Below are 16840 nucleotides of genomic sequence, written 5' to 3'. Positions count from 1 at the left end.
CCGCACTGACCGGTCAGTCCAACAGAGGCATCTTAATACCTATTTTGTCCGCCGCTTTTGCGCACCCGCCAGATGCAGTCGCCGACGTCATCGGCGACCAGCAGGCCGCCCTTGCGGTCGATGATCACGCCCACCGGCCGGCCCAGCGCCTTGCCGTCCACCCGGAAGTCGCCGAGAATTTCCTCTGGCGGACCAGAGGGTTGTCCATTGGTGAAGGGGATGAAGATGACGCGGTAGCCGGACGGCGGGTTGCGGTTCCATGAGCCGTGCTGGCCGATGAAGGCGCCGCCCCGGAACCGCTCGTCGAGGCGCCCGTCATCGGCGAAGCAGAAGCCGAGCGAAGCGGTATGGGATCCCAGCGCATAGTCCGGCTTGATGGATTTCGCAACGAGATCAGGACGTTGCGGCTTCACCCGGGCGTCGACCACCTGCCCGAAATAGCAATAGGGCCAGCCATAGAAGGCGCCGTCCTTCACCGAGGTCATGTAGTCCGGCACGAGGTCGTCGCCGATCTCGTCGCGCTCGTTGACGCTGGTCCACAGCTCCCCGGTGACCGGGTTCCAGTCCATGCCGACCGGGTTTCGCAGCCCGGAGGCGAACACCCGCACCGCCCCGGAGGCGATGTCGACCTCGAGGATCGCCGCCCGGTTCTCCTCCTCCTCCATGCCGAACTCGGCGACATTGGAGTTCGAGCCGACGCCGACATAGAGCTTGGTGCCCGCCTTGTTGGCGACCAGGCTCTTGGTCCAATGGTGATTTCGGCCCGCCGGCAGGTCGCAGACCTTCACCGGCGCGGCGTCGATCCGGGTGGCGCCGGGCGTGTAGGGAAAGCGCACGAGGGCATCGGCATTGGCGACGAAGAGCTGGTCGCCGACCAGCGCCATGCCGAAGGGCGAGAACAGGTTCTCGAGAAAGGCGAAGCGCTGCTCGGCCACCCCATCGCCGTCGAGATCGCGCAGCAGCGTGATGCGGTTCGCGCTGGTCACGCGCGCGCCCGCCTGCGTCATGATAAGCCCCTGCGCCCACCAGCGCCAGGAGAACACCCCCTGTGGCGAGGGCGGGCCGGCGGCCTCGGCGACCAGTATGTCGCCGTTCGGCAGCTCGTAGACCCAGCGCGGATGCTCCAGCCCGGCGGCGAAGGACGTCACCTCGAAACCCTTGGCGGGCCTGGGTTTGACGCCCGGCGCCCAGCCGACGGCGGGCGCGATCTTGAGGATCGGGATCAGCGTCGGCTTCGGCTTCGGCAGGTCCGGATTGGCGCCGTAGCCCGCCTCTTCCGCCAGCGCCGGCTGCTTGCGCGCATCGGTGAGGAGATGCGCGAGGCCGGCAAGCCCCGCGCTGACGACACTGCGGATCGGACCGCTGTTTCGAGCCATCGTCGACCTCCCTCGCCGCGCCGCAACAGCACGCCGCCCTTTATGGATCGCTGCGCCGCACACTTCAACGGCCGGATCGATCACACCCCGCTCAGCGGCCGCCGGCGGATCGGATCCTGCCTTCTCCGTCAATACGTTAGAGCGGCAGCACGATCGGCACCAGCAGCACCGTCACGACGAGGGCGATGAGCGTGAACGGCACGCCGACACGCATGAAGTCGCCGAAGGTGTAGCCGCCCGGCCCCACCACCAGCGTGTTCACCGGCGAGGAGATCGGCGTCATGAAGGCGGAGGAGGCCGCCAGGGCCACCACCATGGCGAAGGGATAGGGCGAGGCGCCGAGATCCTTGGCGATGGCGAGCGCCACGGGGGCCATCAGCACCGCCGTCGCGGTGTTGGAGATGAACAGGCCGAGCAGCGCGGTGATGGCGAACAGCGTCGCCAGCACCAGCCGCGGCGCCGCGCCGCCCACCAGCGCGATGACCCCGTCCGCCGCGAGATCGACGCCCCCGGTCCGCTGCAGCGCGATCGAGAACGGCAGCATGCCGACGATCAGGATCAGCGTCTTCCAGCTGATCGAGCGATAAGCGCTTGTGAAATCGATGCATTTGAACAGCCCCATCAGCAGGCAGCCGATCAGCGCCGCCTGCACGTTGGGGATGACGCCGCTCACCATCAGCGCCACCACCAGCGCGAGCACGCCCAGCGCGTGCGGCGCCTTGTCGGCGGCCGGCAGCACCTCCTCGAACTCGGTGGGCATGTTGAGCACCACGAGATCGTCATTGTGGTTCTGGACATGGCGTATGTCCGACCAGAACCCGACCATCAGCAGGATGTCGCCGATCTTCAGCTTCTCGGTCAGCAGGTCGCGCTCCACTACCTGAGCGCCGTGGCGCAGGCCGATCACGGTGAGCCCGTATTCGGAACGCACCTGCGCGTCGAGCACGCTCTGGCCGATCAGCGTCGAATCCGCGGGGATCATCACCTCGACCATGCCGAGATCCTGCGAATGGTCGATGAAATAGTCGCTTCCCTCGCCGAAGGGCAGCAGTTCGAGCACCAGCCGCTCGCGCAGGGCGGCGACCTCGCCCGCATCGGCGAGCACGTCGACCAGCAGGACATCACCGGCCCGAAGCTCGGTGCGCGCGCTCGGCCGGATCACCTCGACCCCGAAGCGCTCGTGCCGCTCCACCGCCAGCACGTTGATGCCGCCGGATCGCAGCGGCAGTTCGTCGAGCCGCCGGCCGACCAGCGGCGAGCCCTCCCCCACCCTCACGCGCTGCGCCCGTTCCGCGAGCCGGTATTGCGCCGCCCACCGCCGCAGGCTCGGGCGCCGCCCGGCCGCCGCCGCCGGCTGCACGCGCGAGACCAGCAGGCGGCGGGCGAACAGCATGTAGAGGATGCCCAGCACCAGCAGCGGCAGGCCGAAGGGCGTGAAGCTGAAGAAACTGAAGCCCTCGGCGCCCTGCCGCACCAGCTCGGCATTCACCACGAGGTTCGGCGCGGTCGCCACCAGGGTGAGCATGCCGCTGATCAGCGCCGCGACGCTGAGCGGCATCATCAGCCGGCTCGGCGAGGCGCCGCGGTTCTGCGAGATGCGCAGGATCACCGGGATGAAGATGGCGACCACCGCCGTCGAACTCATCAGCGAGCCGAGCCCGCCGACCGCCGCCATCAGCAGCATCAGCAGGCGGCTCTCGCTGGCCCCCGCCTTGGCGTCCAGCCAGTCGCCCAGGCGCCGCGCGACGCCGGTCCGCACCAGCCCCTCGCCGATCACGAACAGCGCGGCGATCAGCACGATGGAGGAATCGGAAAATCCGGCCAGCGCCTCGTTCATGGTGACGATGCCGGTCAGCGGCAGGACGACGATGACGAGCAGCGCCACCGCATCCATGCGCGGGCGGTTGATCACGAACATCGCGATCGCCGCCGCGAGCAGAGCGAGTACGAGGGCAAGGTCGAGGGTCATCGGGCGCAGCTCCGGCGGAGGCGGAATGCGGGTTTTCTACGCCGGCGCGGGCCTCGTCCACCGAAATCGTCGGCGCGGCATGACCGCCGCGGGCGGTGTTTTCGTGTAGACAGGCGCAAACACCCCGCCGCACGAGGGTCGCATGGCGCGCATCAAGGTCGTCCACACCACCGAGTATGCCTATCGCAACCCGGTCGGCCTCACCCGCCACCGGCTGATGGTGCGCCCCGACGACAGCCACGACCTGCGCCTGCACCGCGCGATCCTCAAGGTGGATCCGGAACCGTCGGCGGTCATCTGGAAACACGACGTCTTCAACAATTCGATCTGCTATCTCGAATGGCCGGCGGAGCTGCGCACGACACGGCTGAAGATGGTCTCGACGCTCGATCTGACCCACCATCCGGACGGCCAGCCCCTGCCCGACTATGCCCTTGATCCCGCAGCGGAACGCTTCCCCTTCTCCTATGCGGCGCAGGAGATCCCGGACCTCGCCCGCCTCGCCGAGCGGCATATGCCCGACCCCAATGGCACCGTCGACAGCTGGGCGCGCCGCTTCATCGCCGGCCCGGGCGACAGCCATACGCTCGATGTTCTCGAAGCGATGACGCATGCCATCAGGTCCGAGTTCACCTACGGGGCACGCCACGAGGAAGGCACGCAGACGGCCGCGCAGACGCTGGCGCTGGGCTCGGGGACCTGCCGCGACTTCGCGGTGCTGATGATGGAGGCGGTGCGCAGCTTCGGCCTCGCGGCCCGCTTCGTCACCGGCTATCTCTACGACGACACCTCCGGCGCCACACGCGGCGGCGGCGCCACGCACGCCTGGTGCAGCGTCTACCTGCCCGGCGCGGGATGGGTGGAATACGACCCGACCAACGGTCTCGTCGCCGGCGCCAACCTGATCCGGGTCGGCGTGACGCGCGAGGCGGCCCAGGCGGTGCCGATCTCCGGCGGCTATTATGGCGACGCGAGCGACGCCATCGGCATGCATGTGGATGTCTCGGTGACCGCCGCCCCGATCCGCTGAAACTGCCCGACAAAGCCTCTCGGGGCTCCATCAGGCACCGTGCGTCCGGCCATCGGCCCGGCGCCGGATGACCGGGAAAAACGGGCACCCTGGCCGCTTCCACGCGGGTGGGCGGAAGCGCGGAAGCGGCCTTATTCCGGCGGGTGTACCGGTTGGAGCGCCGGGACAGTCGACCCGTCGCTGCGGGCATTAGACCATCGTCTGACCGAAGCCCCTCCGCGACACCTGTTGCAGCGCCGGATTTTCATCGGACCTCCGCCCGCCTGCCGGATTTTCGTGACGATCGAGAAGGCCCCACGCGGGCCACTCGCCGACGAAACCGACTGCGGCCGCGGGAGCGACCTGCGCAACACCTGCGACATTGAATGCATTCAATACGCATTCAATTACTCTGGAATGACTGAGATTAACAGCCTATATAGCGCAGGAGCGTTCAGATGGACGCTTTCTCGTCGCCCGAATGAATGCATTCAATGATGCAGTCCGGGTGAGATGACGAAGGGAGGCTGCGATGCAGCAGGAGGAATGGCCCGCTTTGTCGCCGATGAGCACGGGCCTGCGCGGCCGCTGTCCGCGGTGCGGACAGGGCCATCTGTTCAGCGGGCTGATCAAGCTCGCGCCCCGCTGCGAGGTGTGCGGCCTGGATTACAGCTTCGCGGACCCGGCCGATGGCCCCGCCTTTTTCGTGATGATGTTCGTCTGCATACCCGCGGTGCTGTTCGGCTTCTGGCTGGAAATCGCCTACCAAGTTCCCTACTGGGTGCATATCGTCACGACGCTGCCGCTGATCTTCCTGACCTGCGTGCCGCCGTTGCGCCCGCTGAAGGGATGGCTGGTGGCCAGCCAGTTTTTCTACAAGGCTGAGGAAGGCCGACTGATCCCACTCGACGAGACCGGCCCGGAGGCTAGTCGCCGATAACGGCGCCTTCGCGTCGCGGGTCGGCGGCGCCGGTCAGCACGCCGTCGCCGATCAGGATGGCCTGAACGCCCGAGGTCATCGGCCCGCTGCGAACGTCGAATCCGAGCGCCTTCAGCCCCGGCGCCAGCCCCTCGGCCGGCGTACCCTGCTCGATTTCGACCGGCCCGAACCGCGCGAGAATATTGGGCGCGGCGATGGCGGCGCCGATGTCCATGCCCCAGTCGAAATGGGCGATGAGCGTCTTCGCGACATAGCCGATGATCTGGCTGCCCCCGGGCGAGCCCAGCGCCAGAAGCGGCCGCCCGTCCTTCATCACGAGGGTCGGCGCCATGGACGAGCGAGGCCTTTTGCCCGGCTCAACGCGGTTGGCGATCGGAACGCCGTCCTTCTGGGTACGGAAGGAGAAGTCGGTGAGCTCATTGTTCAGCAGGAAGCCTCCCACCATAAGCCGCGACCCGAAGCCGGCCTCGATGGTGGTGGTCATCGAAACGACATTACCTTCCGCGTCGACGATGGAGATGTGGCTCGTCGACGGCAGTTCGAGTGATTCATCATCCGCCTGACGTTGCGCGTGGTCCCATTTCGGCGTGCCCGGTGCGACTTCCGGCAGCGCGTCGTCGCCGCGCAGCAGGGCGGCGCGGGCGGCGAGATAGTCGGGCGCCAGCAGGCCGCGCGTCGGCATCGGCACGAAATCGCTGTCGGCCATGTAGCGCTCGCGGTCGGCGAAGGCGAGGCGCGAGGCATCGGCGATCAGCCGCCAGGATTCGACGGATGAGGCCCCGAGCGCCTTGAGATCATAAGGTTGCAGCAGCCCGAGGATCTGGCCCACCGTGAGCGCGCCGGAACTCGGCGGCCCCATGCCGCAGACATCCAGCCCGCGATAGGGCGCGCAGACCGGCTCGCGCTCCTTCACCCGATAGGCGGCGAGATCCTCCAGTGCGAGCACGCCCGGATTGCCGGGCGCCTCCCGCACCGTGCGCACGATGTCGCCGGCGAGCGGGCCGGAATAGAACGCATCGGCGCCCTGTTCCGCCAGCAGCCGCAGCGTCGCCGCATAGGCCGGATTGGCGAGCCGGCTGCCGGCCGACCGCGGCTTGCCCTCCGCATCGAGAAAATAGGCGCGGGTCGGCGGGAAACGGGCCAGCGACGCCGCTTCCGCCGCGATCAGCCCGGCGAGCCGGGGGGAGACGTCAAAGCCCTCGTCCGCCAACCGTATCGCCGGTGCGAACGCCCGTCCCCAGGCGAGCCGCCCGAAGCGGCGGTGAACCGTCTCCAAGAGGCGCGGCGTCGCCGGCGTTCCAACCGACCGCCCACCGATCACCGCGTCGAGGAACTTCAGCGGCTCGCCGTTTGCGTCCTGAAAGAGGGTGGGCGTGGCCGCCATCGGCGCGGTCTCACGGCCGTCGAAAGTGGTCAATCGCCGCGCCGCGGCATCCCAGTAGACCAGGAAGCCACCCCCGCCCAGACCGGAGGACTGTGGCTCCACCAGCCCGAGAACCAGCTGCACGGCGACCATCGCGTCGATGGCGTTGCCGCCGGCGCGGAGCATCTCCGCTCCCGCCTCCGCCGCGAGCGGATTCGCCGCCGCGACCATCCAGTGCCGCGCGGTGACCGGCGGGTTGGCGAGGATGCCGGTCGCGCCTTCGGGCGCCAGCGCGTCGGCCGCCTGCTGCGCAGTGGCGGGCGTGGCCAGCAGTCCCAGCACCAGCAGAATGGCAAAACGGCGCATCGGCTCCTCCCGCTCGGGCGGCACCGCGACACGGATGCCACACCACCCTGGCAATTGCGCGATGCAGCACAACATAGGGGGTGACGAATCGCAAATTCGTCCTAAGCTCCTAAGCGTCTCTAACAACTGAAAGGAGGTGATCCAGTGTCTGATCGTCTTGACCCGAGGTCGTCGGTAATCATGACCTGGACTTTTGCTTCCTGCGAGGTCCTCGCTTCGTGACGCGATCGTTCGCGCCGCCCCTTTAGGCGGTTACCGGGCCGGATCTCGGTCTGACATGGGAGGGGCTGCTCGCAAGGGCAGCCCCTCTTGCTTGGGAGAAGCGTGTGAAGTCAATCCTCATCTATGTGGATGCTGACGCCTGCCCGGTGAAGGACGAGACCTATCGGGTCGCGCTGCGGCACGGCGTCCGCGTCATCGTCGTCTCCAACAGCTGGATCAACCTTCCCCGCGACGCGAATATCGAGCGGGTGGTGGTCGGCAGCGGTCTGGACGTCGCCGACGACTGGATTGCCGAACGGGCCGAAGCGGGCGATGTGGTCATCACCGCCGATGTGCCCCTCGCCGCGCGCGTCGTGGCGCGCGGGGCGGAGGCCATCGCCCCGAGCGGCAAACCCTTCACCACCGCCTCGATCGGCATGCAGCTCGCCACCCGCAACCTGATGCAGGATCTGCGTGATGCCGGCCAGATCACCGGCGGCCCGCGCCCCTTCTCGCCGCGCGACCGCTCGGAATTTCTCCAGACGCTCGAACGGACCGTCTCCCGCCTGAAGCGGCAGGGTTACGGCGTGGGCTGAATCATCAGCCCGAATTGCGCAGTCCCGCCGAGATGCCGTTGATGGTGAGCTGGATGCCCTGCAGCACCTTCTCCTCGGTGTCGTTCGCGCGGTACTTGCGCAACAGGCCGACCTGCAGATGGTTCAGCGGGTCGATATAGGGGAATCGCGCCCGGATCGAACGGTCGAGCATGCGGTTGCCGCCGAGCAGCTTCTCCTGCTGCGAGATCTTCAGAAGCCAGTCGATCGATTCATGGTACTCGGCGCGGATGCGGCCGAAGATGCTCTCGCGCAGTTCGACGTCCTCCACTAGCTCGGCATAGCGCGAAGCGATGGCGATGGAGCTCTTGGCCAGCACCATGTCCATGTTGGAGAGTTGCGTGCGGAAGAAAGGCCACTCGCGGTACATCTCCTGCAGCAGGCCGAGCCCGTCAGGGTTCTTCTCAAGCCATTGCCGGATCGCCGTGCCGAAGCCGTACCAGCCCGGCAGCATCAGCCGGCACTGCGCCCAGGAGAACACCCAGGGAATGGCACGCAGATCCTCGATGCGCCGCGTTTTCTTGCGCGAGGCGGGACGCGAGCCGATGTTCAGCGTCGCGATCTCGTTGATGACGGTCGATTCCCAGAAATAGTCCTCGAAGCGCGGAGTCTCATAGACCAGCGATCGATAGGCGCGGAAGGCCGCGTTGGAGAGTTCCTCCATCACCGTGAGGTATTCATCGCGGGGCGCCTTGGCATCGCCGGAGAGCAGCGTCGCCTCCAAGGTCGCCGCGGCGAGGATTTCGAGATTGCCGCGCCCGACGCTCGGATTGGCGTATTTCGAGGAGATGATCTCGCCCTGCTCGGTGATGCGGATCGCCCCCTGCACCGCCCCGCCCGGCTGGGCGAGGATGGCGTCATAGCTCGGCCCACCGCCGCGCCCCACCGACCCGCCGCGGCCATGGAACAACCGCAGCCGCACGCCGTGGCGCTTGAACACCTCGATCAGCTCGATCTCGGCCTTGTAGAGCTCCCAGCCGGAGGTGACGAATCCGCCGTCCTTGTTGGAATCCGAATAGCCGAGCATCACCTCCTGCAGCCCGCCGCGGCTGTCGACGAGGCGCCGATATTCCGGCAGGCGGAACATCTGCTCCATCACCTTCGCCGAATTGCGCAGGTCCTCGATCGTCTCGAACAGCGGGATGATGTTGACCGCGCTGGTCCCGGCCGGGTCGACCAGCCCGACCTCCTTGAGCAGAAGCGCCACCTCCAGCATGTCCGAGACGCCCTCTGCCTTGGAGATGATGAAGTTCGGCATCGATTCGGCGCCGTAGATCTTGTGGATCCGGGCCGCGGTGCGCAGCACCTCCATCTCGCCGAGCGTTTCTTCGGAATAGGTCGCGAAGGGCGAGGTGAGCGGGCGGGCGGTCGCGATCTCGCGCAGCAGCAACGCCACGCGCGTGCCTTCCGGCAGCGAGCGATAGCCGGTACCGGGCGCCGCGACCTCGAAGAGTTCGGCGACGCAGCGTTCGTGAACGTCCGAGTTCTGCCGCGAATCCAGAATGGCGAGGTGGAAGCCGAAACAGTCGACCGCACGACGCAGCAGGCGCAGCCGTCCCCGCTCGATGGCCTCTGACTTGTGCAACTTGAGCGACTGCGCGATGACATCGAGGTCGGCGCGCAATTCGCCGGCCGACATGTACGGCGCCATGGTCGGGCGATCGGTGACGCCGACCAGTTCGGCGACCTCCAGCCGGTATGCCGTCGCCTTCAGCCGGGCGGCAATGGCACTGGCGGCGAGACGGTACGGCTCGTGGCGGCGATGCGGCGACGTCTCGGGCGAACGATCGACCAGCGCGAGCAGCTCGGGCGATACCGCTACGCGGATCGTGCTGATCGACAGCTCCGCACCCAACGCGTTCAGCTCCGCGAGATAGAAACGCAGCGCCGTCGCGCTCTGCATGCGCATGGTCTGGCGGGTGACGTCGGCCACCACGAAGGGGTTGCCGTCGCGATCGCCGCCGATCCAGCTTCCCATCCGCACGAACGAGCCGATCTCCTCGCCGGCCCCCGCCTCGATGACAGCGAGACGATCCTCCAGAGCAGCGTACAGCCGGGGCAGTTCCCGCAGGAACGTCGCGTCATAATAGGACAGGCCGTTGGCGACCTCGTCCAGCACGGTCAGCTTGGTCTTGCGCAGCAGGTTGGTCTGCCACAGCGTCACCACGCAACGGCGCAATTCCTCGTCGGCGGCGGTCATCTCCTCCGGCGTCGGCTGGCTGCGCGACCGCTCCGCCAGCAGCTCCGCGATCCGCATCTCGTGCGTCATGGTGCTGCGCCGGCGCACCTCGGTGGGATGGGCGGTCAAGACGGGGCTGGCAAGCGCGGATCGGAAGAAGGCGCGCAGCTCGTCCGTAGTGATGCCGGCCTCCCGTGCGCGCAAAAGTGCGTTGGCGAGCGTACCCGGAAGCGGAGGCGCGCCGCTCGTGGCATTGACCCGGGCACGCCGCAGAACGTTCTGGTCCTCGGCGATATTGGCAAGGTGGGAGAAATAGCTGAAGGCGCGCACGATGGTGACCACCTGGTCGGGGTCAAGGCCGCCCAGCAGATGCTCGAGTTCGTGTCGCGCGCCCTCGTCCTCCTCGCGGTGGAAGCGCGTGGAGAAGCGGCGGATGCCCTCGACCAGATCGAAGATGGCATCCCCCTCCTGCCCGCGCAGGGTGTCACCGAGGACGCGACCCAGCATCCGGATGTCGTTGCGCAACGACAGCTCGAGCTCGCCATCGGCTTCGGGCTCGGGGGCGGCATGGGCGATTGAAAGGGCGATGGACATGGTGGAACGCGCTCCGATGACCCGGTCAACTTAGCAATTAGCATGCCGCCTCACGACGAGGAGGTGACGCTGATTAACCCGCGCGGGCGCCATAATCGACGCCGCCCGTTACCTCCCGCGCCCTGAATTGGCCTTTCTCGCGCCCTTCGACCGGTCGCATTTGACGCAAGGATAATGGCGTCGCCGGCTCGGACGTGACATGGGAGCGGCCCCACGGCGCTCTTCGCCCTCAGTGTGACGCTCGTCACGGTCAGGGATGAAGCCGTGTGGGATAACGGAGATCGCCGGGCAGCCCGGCGTCGGTAAGTCGATGCGTGACGTAAATCAAGGAGAGTGCGTTATGGCCAGCGTTTCCAACCGCAGCGAGACGAAGTCGCTGCCAGGTGGCGAACGGCCTTCCCCCTCGGCGCAGCGCGGCAGCTTCGGTCGCAGCGAGGCCGGCAACAATAATGATCGGCGACCGCCCGTCGGCCCTGCGATCGCCCCGACGGGCTCGATCGCGGCGATCGAATTCAGTCTCGGCTGCTGAGGCCGCGAAAAGAGCGCCGGCCTGACCGGACGGCGCTCCAGAGGTTCGCGCGGAATGCCGCTGTGGGCGGCATCACCGTAAGCGACGATGGCAGGCGTTGCCGCGGCTCAGGAAATGCCGAGCAGCAGCAAGGCGCCGGGCAGCAGCACCGGTGAGAGCCCCAGCACGAGATTGATGCACAAACGGGCCATGAGACGATTACGCCTTGCGGGCGTTTCCCTGTCTGCGCGGTCGATGCGCTGATCGCTGAACTGCGACATCCGTCCACCGCGTCACGCCAACCACGATGCCCTCCGGAAGTTTCCAGCTTCTTGCCGGAACACACGCATTCGTGACGCGTTGCGGACGTGGTTGCACAAGTATTGCCGCGACCGCCCGATATTGAGAGACGTGACAAACGGACCGTTCATCCCCATATGTGACGTAGCGGCAGGTGGGCCGCGACAAATCGAGAGAGTTGCATGTCCCGTTCGTTCCGCCTTCGTCCGACCGTGGCGGCCCTGGCATTGCTTGCCGGCCTGGCGGTGGTTGGCGCCGACTACGCCGAAGCCCGCGCCATGCGCGGTGGCAGCATGGGCAGCCGCGGCAGTCGCACCTGGTCCACACCCGCGCCCACGCCGACGGCCCCCACGGCCCAGTCGATGCAGCGATCCGCGACCCAGCCCGGCCAGGCGACGCAGCCGGGCGTCGCGAATCCGGCGGCGAATGCCGCCCGTCCCGGCGGCTTCCTGAATCGGCCCGGGCTGATGGGCGGCATCATGGGAGGGCTTCTCGGCGCGGGGCTGTTCGGCCTGCTGATGGGCGGCGGCTTCTTCTCCGGCCTCGGCAGCCTTGCCGGTATTCTGGGCTTCGTGCTTCAGATCGTGCTGATCTTCATCGTCGTCCGCCTCGTCATGGGCTGGCTGCGGCGGCGCAATGAACCGTCCTATGCCGGCGGCCCCCCCGGCGCCATGTCACGAGACGCGATGGAGCCGCAGACCACCCCCGGCACGAACCTCGGCGGCGGATCCGGCCGCTCCGGCTTCGGCATCGCGCGCGGGCGTCCGCTGAAGCTCGACGGCGCCGATTTCGACACCTTCGAGAAGACGCTCGGCGAGGTCCAGCTCGCCTATGGCCGCGACGACCGCGCCGCGTTGGCGCAGCTCGTGACGCCGGAACTCGCCGGCTACATGGGCGAGCAGCTCGACGAGCTGGCGCGCGACGGGCTCGTCAACAACCTCTCCGACGTCAAGCTGCTGCAGGGCGACCTGTCGGAAGCCTGGAGCGAGGAAGGCGAGGACTACGCCACCGTCGCCATGCGCTTCGAACTCAAGGACAGCATCGTCGAGCGCGCCAGCGGCCGCCTCGTCCAGGGCGATCCCGATCGGCTCACCCAGGCGACCGAGTTCTGGACGTTCGTGCGCCGCCCGGGCAGTCCCTGGCAGGTCAGCGCCATTCAGCAGGGCTGATGCGTCGAGCGCTCAATCGAGAGGGTCCGGACCGAAACGGTTCGGGCCATCGGTGCCGCGGAAGCAGAACCAGACGAAGAGAACCAGCGCGCCGATGCCGGTCAGCGCGATGAGCTGCCACCAACCGGTGCGGTCCATGTCGTGGAACCGCCGCGCCCCGACCGCGAGCGAGGGCACCAGCAGCGCAAGATTGACGATGCCGCCGATCGGCGAGACGCCGTCGGCCATGCTGTACCCGAACAGGGCGTAGTCGACGAACCCCGCCGCCCAGCTCGCCAGCACCGTGAACAGCACCCAGAACCAGTATTCCGAGCGCGCCGCGCGCCCTTCGAACGTCGCGTATTTCTGAAAGCCGGTCTTGATGGCATCGGTGAAGTTCATGGCACCCCCCATTGTATCTTGACGAGGGGAAGGCATCGCCCTGGCGAAGTCAATCACGCACGCGGCGGCTGCTTAACGGCTTAGCGGATCAGGGCCGAAACGGTTCGGACCGTCGGTGCCCTTCATCATGAACCAGAAGAAGATGACCACGGCGCCGATACCGCTGAACCCGATCAGCAGCCACCAGCCGCTGCGATCCATGTCATGGAAGCGGCGCGCGCCGACCGCGAGCGACGGGATGATGAGGGCAAGGCCGACCAGCGTGCTGATCGGCGTGAACATGCGCAGTTCGCCATAGACCAGCAGCGAGAACGGCCCGAACATCACGACATCAATCAGGCCCGTGATCCAGTTTACGGCGACGCTGAAGACCACCCACCACCAATATTCCGACCGCGTCGCCCGGCCCTCGAAGCTGGCGTACTGGCCGAGGACGCTGGCGACGGCTTGCAGGATGTTCATCGGATTCGGCCCTTGCCCAATGGATGGCGAGTGGAGGCGCAGCCGCGAGCGCTGTCAATTCGACGGAAGGGATATGAAGGGGCGCCCAGCAGCTTGCCGTACGGCCATCCACCCTGGCAATCGCGTCAGACAGACCACGGACATTGACGATCGAACGCTTTTGCTCTCGCGCCTCCTCCGGACCTCGATTTTCGCGCTCTATCGGCAGAAAGGCCTTCAGAAAGCACCGCTCCGTTTGTGTGAGATCACGCCGGCTCAAATCTGCCTTCAGAAGGAGACTTGAAATAACCAAAGCACCCGGGGTCAATCTTGAACGCCGTGAGTTGCAAACAACGTGTCGTAGAATAAAATTCGAACATGACAGAAGCATATGAGTGGGACGGCGACTGGTCGGCAATCGTGAGCATGAGCGAGCGCGAAAGCTTGGAGAAGGAGCTTCAGCGTGAACTATGCTCGTCCCATATCATATACGGCATCGGAGCTGCCGCCATCAGCCGAAGACGGCACCGCGATGACGTACTATTCTTGCTGCGCGACGGACGGTTCGCCCAAGTCCACCTCACTTGGCGCGCAGAGACAACTCCCCATTGGCCGGACACCCAAATTTACGCAAGTTTCGAGGAATGGAGATCCGTCCCCGTAGAAGATCGCTGAGCGCCTTTCACTCGAATTCGTCCACGCCGACCAACCCGGCATCAACGTCACCGAGATACCCCGGCAAGCTCGCATCTCTCCTTCAACGAAGGCGCCACCCTCACCGCTTCGGCGGCCGGCGCCCGCCTTTCCGGTAGCCCTTGGTCATCGGATCGGGCCGTTCCGGGCGCGTCCAGCCATCGGCGCCAAGCGGCTCGGCGCGGTCCGTGCCCGGACCCATGTCGTCGAGCGAGGGCTTCATGACGCGCGAGCGGGGCAGCGGCAGGCCATCATCGGCCTCATAGGCCGCCTGCACCTCGTCCGCCCGCGCCTGATGCCCGGAGGAGACATGCCCGGGCGATGAGCGCGGACCGCCGCGCGCGCCACCTTTCCCGCGCCCCGCCTTGCCGCTTGCGCCCTTGCCCGCCTCGCCGGCCGGCAGGTTGGCCGCCGTGCCGTAGCTGCGGGGCCCGCGATAGCCGCCGGTGCGGTCGTCGATGCTCTCCTGCCGCGCCAGCGGATCGTCGGAGACAGCGAGCTCGGTCGCCTGCAAACGCTTGATCTCGTCGCGCAGCCGCGCCGCCTGCTCGAAATCGAGATCGGCCGCCGCCTTGCGCATGCGCTTCTCGAGATCGGCGATCACCGCCGCGAGATTGTGCCCATAGGCGGCAGGCGCCTCGGCGAGGCCCGAGTCGACGGTCACGTGGTCGCGCTCATAGACGCTGTTGAGGATGTCGCCGATCGCCTTCTTCACGCTTTCCGGCGTGATGCCGTGCTCGGCGTTCCAGGCGAGCTGCTTGGTGCGGCGGCGCTCCGTCTCCGCCATCGCCCGCTCCATCGAGCCGGTGATGTGGTCGGCATAGAGCAGCACGCGCCCGTCGACGTTTCGCGCGGCGCGGCCGATGGTCTGGACCAGCGAGGTCTCCGAGCGCAGGAAGCCCTCCTTGTCGGCGTCGAGGATGGCGACGAGGCCGCATTCGGGAATGTCGAGCCCCTCGCGCAGCAGATTGATGCCGATCAGCACGTCGAAGGCGCCGAGGCGCAGGTCGCGGATGATCTCGATGCGCTCGATGGTGTCGATGTCCGAGTGCATGTAGCGCACCCGGATGCCGTTCTCGTGCAGATATTCGGTGAGGTCCTCGGCCATGCGCTTGGTGAGCGTCGTCACCAGCGTGCGATAGCCCTTCGCCGCAACCTGCCGCACCTCGCCGAGCAGGTCGTCGACCTGGGTGCGGGCGGGGCGCACCTCCACCGGCGGATCGACCAGTCCGGTCGGACGGATCACCTGCTCGACGAACACGCCGCCGGTCTGCTCCATCTCCCATTTCCCGGGAGTTGCCGAGACATGCACGGTCTGCGGGCGCATCGCCTCCCATTCTTCGAAGCGCAGCGGGCGGTTGTCCATGCAGCTCGGCAAGCGGAAGCCGTATTCGGCCAGCGTCGCCTTGCGGCGGAAGTCGCCGCGATACATCGCGCCGATCTGCGGGACGGTCACGTGGCTCTCGTCGCAGAAGATCAGCGCGTTGTCGGGCACATACTCGAACAGCGTCGGCGGCGGCTCGCCGGGACGGCGTCCGGTCAGCCAGCGCGAATAGTTCTCGATGCCGGCGCAGCTTCCCGTCGCCTCCATCATCTCGATATCGAAGGTGCAGCGCTGCTCCAGCCGCTGCGCCTCGAGGAAGCGGCCCATGCCGTTAAGCTCGTCGAGGCGGTGCTTCAGCTCCGCCTTGATGCCGGAAATCGCCTGTATCAGCGTCGGGCGCGGCGTCACATAGTGCGAATTGGCGTAGAGCTTGACGAATTTCAGGTCCTGCGACTTCTGACCCGTCAGCGGGTCAAATTCCTGGATGCTCTCGACCTCGTCGCCGAACAGCGAGATACGCCAGGCGCGGTCCTCGTAATGGGCCGGGAACACCTCGATCACGTCGCCGCGCACGCGGAACGTGCCGCGGCCGAAATCGCCCTGGATGCGCTTGTACTGGAGCGCCACCAGGTCGGCGAGCAGCTGGCGCTGGTCGATGCGCTCGCCCACCTCGACCTTGAAGGTCATCGACGCATAGGTCTCGACCGAACCGATACCGTAGATGCAGGACACCGAGGCGACGATGATGACGTCATCGCGCTCCAGCAGCGCGCGCGTCGCCGAGTGGCGCATGCGGTCGATCTGCTCGTTGATCGAGGATTCCTTCTCGATATAGGTGTCGGTGCGCGGGACGTAGGCCTCTGGCTGGTAATAGTCGTAGTAGGAGACGAAATACTCGACCGCGTTGTCGGGGAAGAAGCTCTTGAACTCGCCATAGAGCTGCGCCGCCAGCGTCTTGTTCGGCGCCAAGACCAGCGCCGGCCGCTGCAGGCGCTGGATGACATTGGCCATGGTGAAGGTCTTGCCCGAGCCAGTGACGCCGAGCAGCACCTGATCGCGCTCGCCCTCATTGGCGGCGGCGCAGAGTTCCTCGATCGCCTGGGGCTGGTCGCCGTTCGGCGTGTAGTCGGACTTCAGGACGAACTCGACGCCGCCCTCGGATTTCTCGGGCCGCATCGGCCGATGCGGTGCCCAGACCTGCCCGTCCACTTCCGGCCGGCCGCTCTCGATCAGCGCGGAAAGCGCGGCGACGGTCGCGGAGGCGCCGGAGGTCGGCGCCACGCCGAGTTTCTCGGCGAGCTTGGGATCGAGCGTGGCGGTGGGCGCGGGCTCGAAGGCGCGCTGGGAGCGCTCGCCGAATCCGCCGGGACGTGAAGCTTTGGCCATGGCGCGAATATGGGACGTCCGACCCGT

Annotated in this window: 13 protein-coding genes; 5 read left to right on the top strand and 8 right to left on the bottom strand. The window is 67.0% G+C overall.

What is annotated here, in order from left to right; genetic code table 11:
* Window positions 1–32: 32 nt before the first annotated feature.
* Entirely contained in the window at window positions 33–1376 is a 1344-nt protein-coding gene (locus tag ACEUEL_RS03865) for a PQQ-dependent sugar dehydrogenase (RefSeq protein ID WP_405702338.1), read from the bottom strand.
* Window positions 1377–1512: 136 nt separating this feature from the next.
* Window positions 1513–3345, bottom strand: a complete 1833-nt coding sequence (locus tag ACEUEL_RS03860) for an SLC13 family permease (RefSeq protein ID WP_405702335.1) — start codon at window positions 3343–3345, stop codon at window positions 1513–1515.
* A 142-nt stretch (window positions 3346–3487) separates the two neighbouring features.
* Here ACEUEL_RS03860 and ACEUEL_RS03855 point away from each other — a divergent pair, with 142 nt between their 5' ends.
* Window positions 3488–4375, top strand: a complete 888-nt coding sequence (locus ACEUEL_RS03855) for a transglutaminase family protein (RefSeq protein ID WP_405702333.1) — start codon at window positions 3488–3490, stop codon at window positions 4373–4375.
* 511 nt (window positions 4376–4886) lie between these two features.
* Window positions 4887–5294: a DUF983 domain-containing protein gene (locus tag ACEUEL_RS03850; protein WP_405702330.1), complete on the top strand. Its 408-nt coding sequence runs from the start codon at window positions 4887–4889 to the stop codon at window positions 5292–5294.
* Here the strand turns inward: ACEUEL_RS03850 and ggt are convergent.
* Entirely contained in the window at window positions 5281–7023 is a 1743-nt protein-coding gene (gene ggt, locus ACEUEL_RS03845) for a gamma-glutamyltransferase (protein ID WP_405702328.1), read from the bottom strand. The genes ACEUEL_RS03850 and ggt overlap by 14 nt on opposite strands.
* Window positions 7024–7349: 326 nt before the next feature.
* On the opposite strand from ggt, the gene ACEUEL_RS03840 reads away from it, so the two are divergent.
* Complete coding sequence (locus tag ACEUEL_RS03840) at window positions 7350–7820, top strand: YaiI/YqxD family protein (RefSeq protein WP_405702325.1); 471 nt, start codon at window positions 7350–7352, stop codon at window positions 7818–7820.
* Window positions 7821–7824: 4 nt separating this feature from the next.
* Here the strand turns inward: ACEUEL_RS03840 and ppc are convergent, their stop codons facing one another.
* Window positions 7825–10611 (bottom strand): phosphoenolpyruvate carboxylase, encoded by a 2787-nt coding sequence (ppc, locus tag ACEUEL_RS03835; RefSeq protein ID WP_405702323.1) that lies wholly within the window; start codon window positions 10609–10611, stop codon window positions 7825–7827.
* 340 nt (window positions 10612–10951) lie between these two features.
* Here ppc and ACEUEL_RS03830 point away from each other — a divergent pair, with 340 nt between their 5' ends.
* Window positions 10952–11140: a hypothetical protein gene (locus ACEUEL_RS03830; RefSeq protein ID WP_405702321.1), complete on the top strand. Its 189-nt coding sequence runs from the start codon at window positions 10952–10954 to the stop codon at window positions 11138–11140.
* Window positions 11141–11247: 107 nt separating this feature from the next.
* On the opposite strand, the gene ACEUEL_RS03825 is transcribed toward ACEUEL_RS03830, so the two are convergent.
* The gene (locus tag ACEUEL_RS03825; protein ID WP_405702318.1) at window positions 11248–11400 is read right to left on the bottom strand and encodes a hypothetical protein; all 153 of its coding nucleotides are present in this window, start codon (window positions 11398–11400) and stop codon (window positions 11248–11250) included.
* A gap of 201 nt (window positions 11401–11601) precedes the next feature.
* Here ACEUEL_RS03825 and ACEUEL_RS03820 point away from each other — a divergent pair, with 201 nt between their 5' ends.
* Window positions 11602–12588: a Tim44 domain-containing protein gene (locus ACEUEL_RS03820; RefSeq protein WP_405702316.1), complete on the top strand. Its 987-nt coding sequence runs from the start codon at window positions 11602–11604 to the stop codon at window positions 12586–12588.
* A gap of 12 nt (window positions 12589–12600) precedes the next feature.
* On the opposite strand, the gene ACEUEL_RS03815 is transcribed toward ACEUEL_RS03820, so the two are convergent.
* The 3 genes from ACEUEL_RS03815 to uvrB form a co-directional block, all read right to left on the bottom strand.
* The gene (locus tag ACEUEL_RS03815; protein WP_405702314.1) at window positions 12601–12969 is read right to left on the bottom strand and encodes a DUF805 domain-containing protein; all 369 of its coding nucleotides are present in this window, start codon (window positions 12967–12969) and stop codon (window positions 12601–12603) included.
* A 72-nt stretch (window positions 12970–13041) separates the two neighbouring features.
* On the bottom strand, window positions 13042–13431 hold the full coding sequence (locus ACEUEL_RS03810; RefSeq protein WP_405702311.1) for a DUF805 domain-containing protein: 390 nt from the start codon (window positions 13429–13431) through the stop codon (window positions 13042–13044).
* Between the two features lie 754 nt (window positions 13432–14185).
* Window positions 14186–16813, bottom strand: a complete 2628-nt coding sequence (uvrB, locus tag ACEUEL_RS03805; RefSeq protein WP_405702308.1) for an excinuclease ABC subunit UvrB — start codon at window positions 16811–16813, stop codon at window positions 14186–14188.
* Window positions 16814–16840 lie beyond the last annotated feature (27 nt).

The organism is Ancylobacter terrae, from assembly GCF_045108345.1.
In the GTDB taxonomy this organism is placed as follows: domain Bacteria; phylum Pseudomonadota; class Alphaproteobacteria; order Rhizobiales; family Xanthobacteraceae; genus Ancylobacter.
The sequence above is the reverse complement of the archived record's forward strand: the minus strand, read 5'-3'. Positions and strand labels throughout refer to the sequence as shown.

Coding starts and splice junctions, on each gene's coding strand:
- ACEUEL_RS03850 (WP_405702330.1), top strand. CDS start 4,887: ATGCAGCAGGAGGAATGGCCCGCTTTGTCGCCGATGAGCACGGGCCTG.
- uvrB (WP_405702308.1), bottom strand. CDS start 16,813: ATGGCCAAAGCTTCACGTCCCGGCGGATTCGGCGAGCGCTCCCAGCGC.
- ppc (WP_405702323.1), bottom strand. CDS start 10,611: ATGTCCATCGCCCTTTCAATCGCCCATGCCGCCCCCGAGCCCGAAGCC.
- ACEUEL_RS03860 (WP_405702335.1), bottom strand. CDS start 3,345: ATGACCCTCGACCTTGCCCTCGTACTCGCTCTGCTCGCGGCGGCGATC.
- ACEUEL_RS03815 (WP_405702314.1), bottom strand. CDS start 12,969: ATGAACTTCACCGATGCCATCAAGACCGGCTTTCAGAAATACGCGACG.
- ACEUEL_RS03820 (WP_405702316.1), top strand. CDS start 11,602: ATGTCCCGTTCGTTCCGCCTTCGTCCGACCGTGGCGGCCCTGGCATTG.
- ACEUEL_RS03855 (WP_405702333.1), top strand. CDS start 3,488: ATGGCGCGCATCAAGGTCGTCCACACCACCGAGTATGCCTATCGCAAC.
- ACEUEL_RS03810 (WP_405702311.1), bottom strand. CDS start 13,431: ATGAACATCCTGCAAGCCGTCGCCAGCGTCCTCGGCCAGTACGCCAGC.
- ACEUEL_RS03865 (WP_405702338.1), bottom strand. CDS start 1,376: ATGGCTCGAAACAGCGGTCCGATCCGCAGTGTCGTCAGCGCGGGGCTT.
- ACEUEL_RS03825 (WP_405702318.1), bottom strand. CDS start 11,400: ATGTCGCAGTTCAGCGATCAGCGCATCGACCGCGCAGACAGGGAAACG.
- ACEUEL_RS03830 (WP_405702321.1), top strand. CDS start 10,952: ATGGCCAGCGTTTCCAACCGCAGCGAGACGAAGTCGCTGCCAGGTGGC.
- ggt (WP_405702328.1), bottom strand. CDS start 7,023: ATGCGCCGTTTTGCCATTCTGCTGGTGCTGGGACTGCTGGCCACGCCC.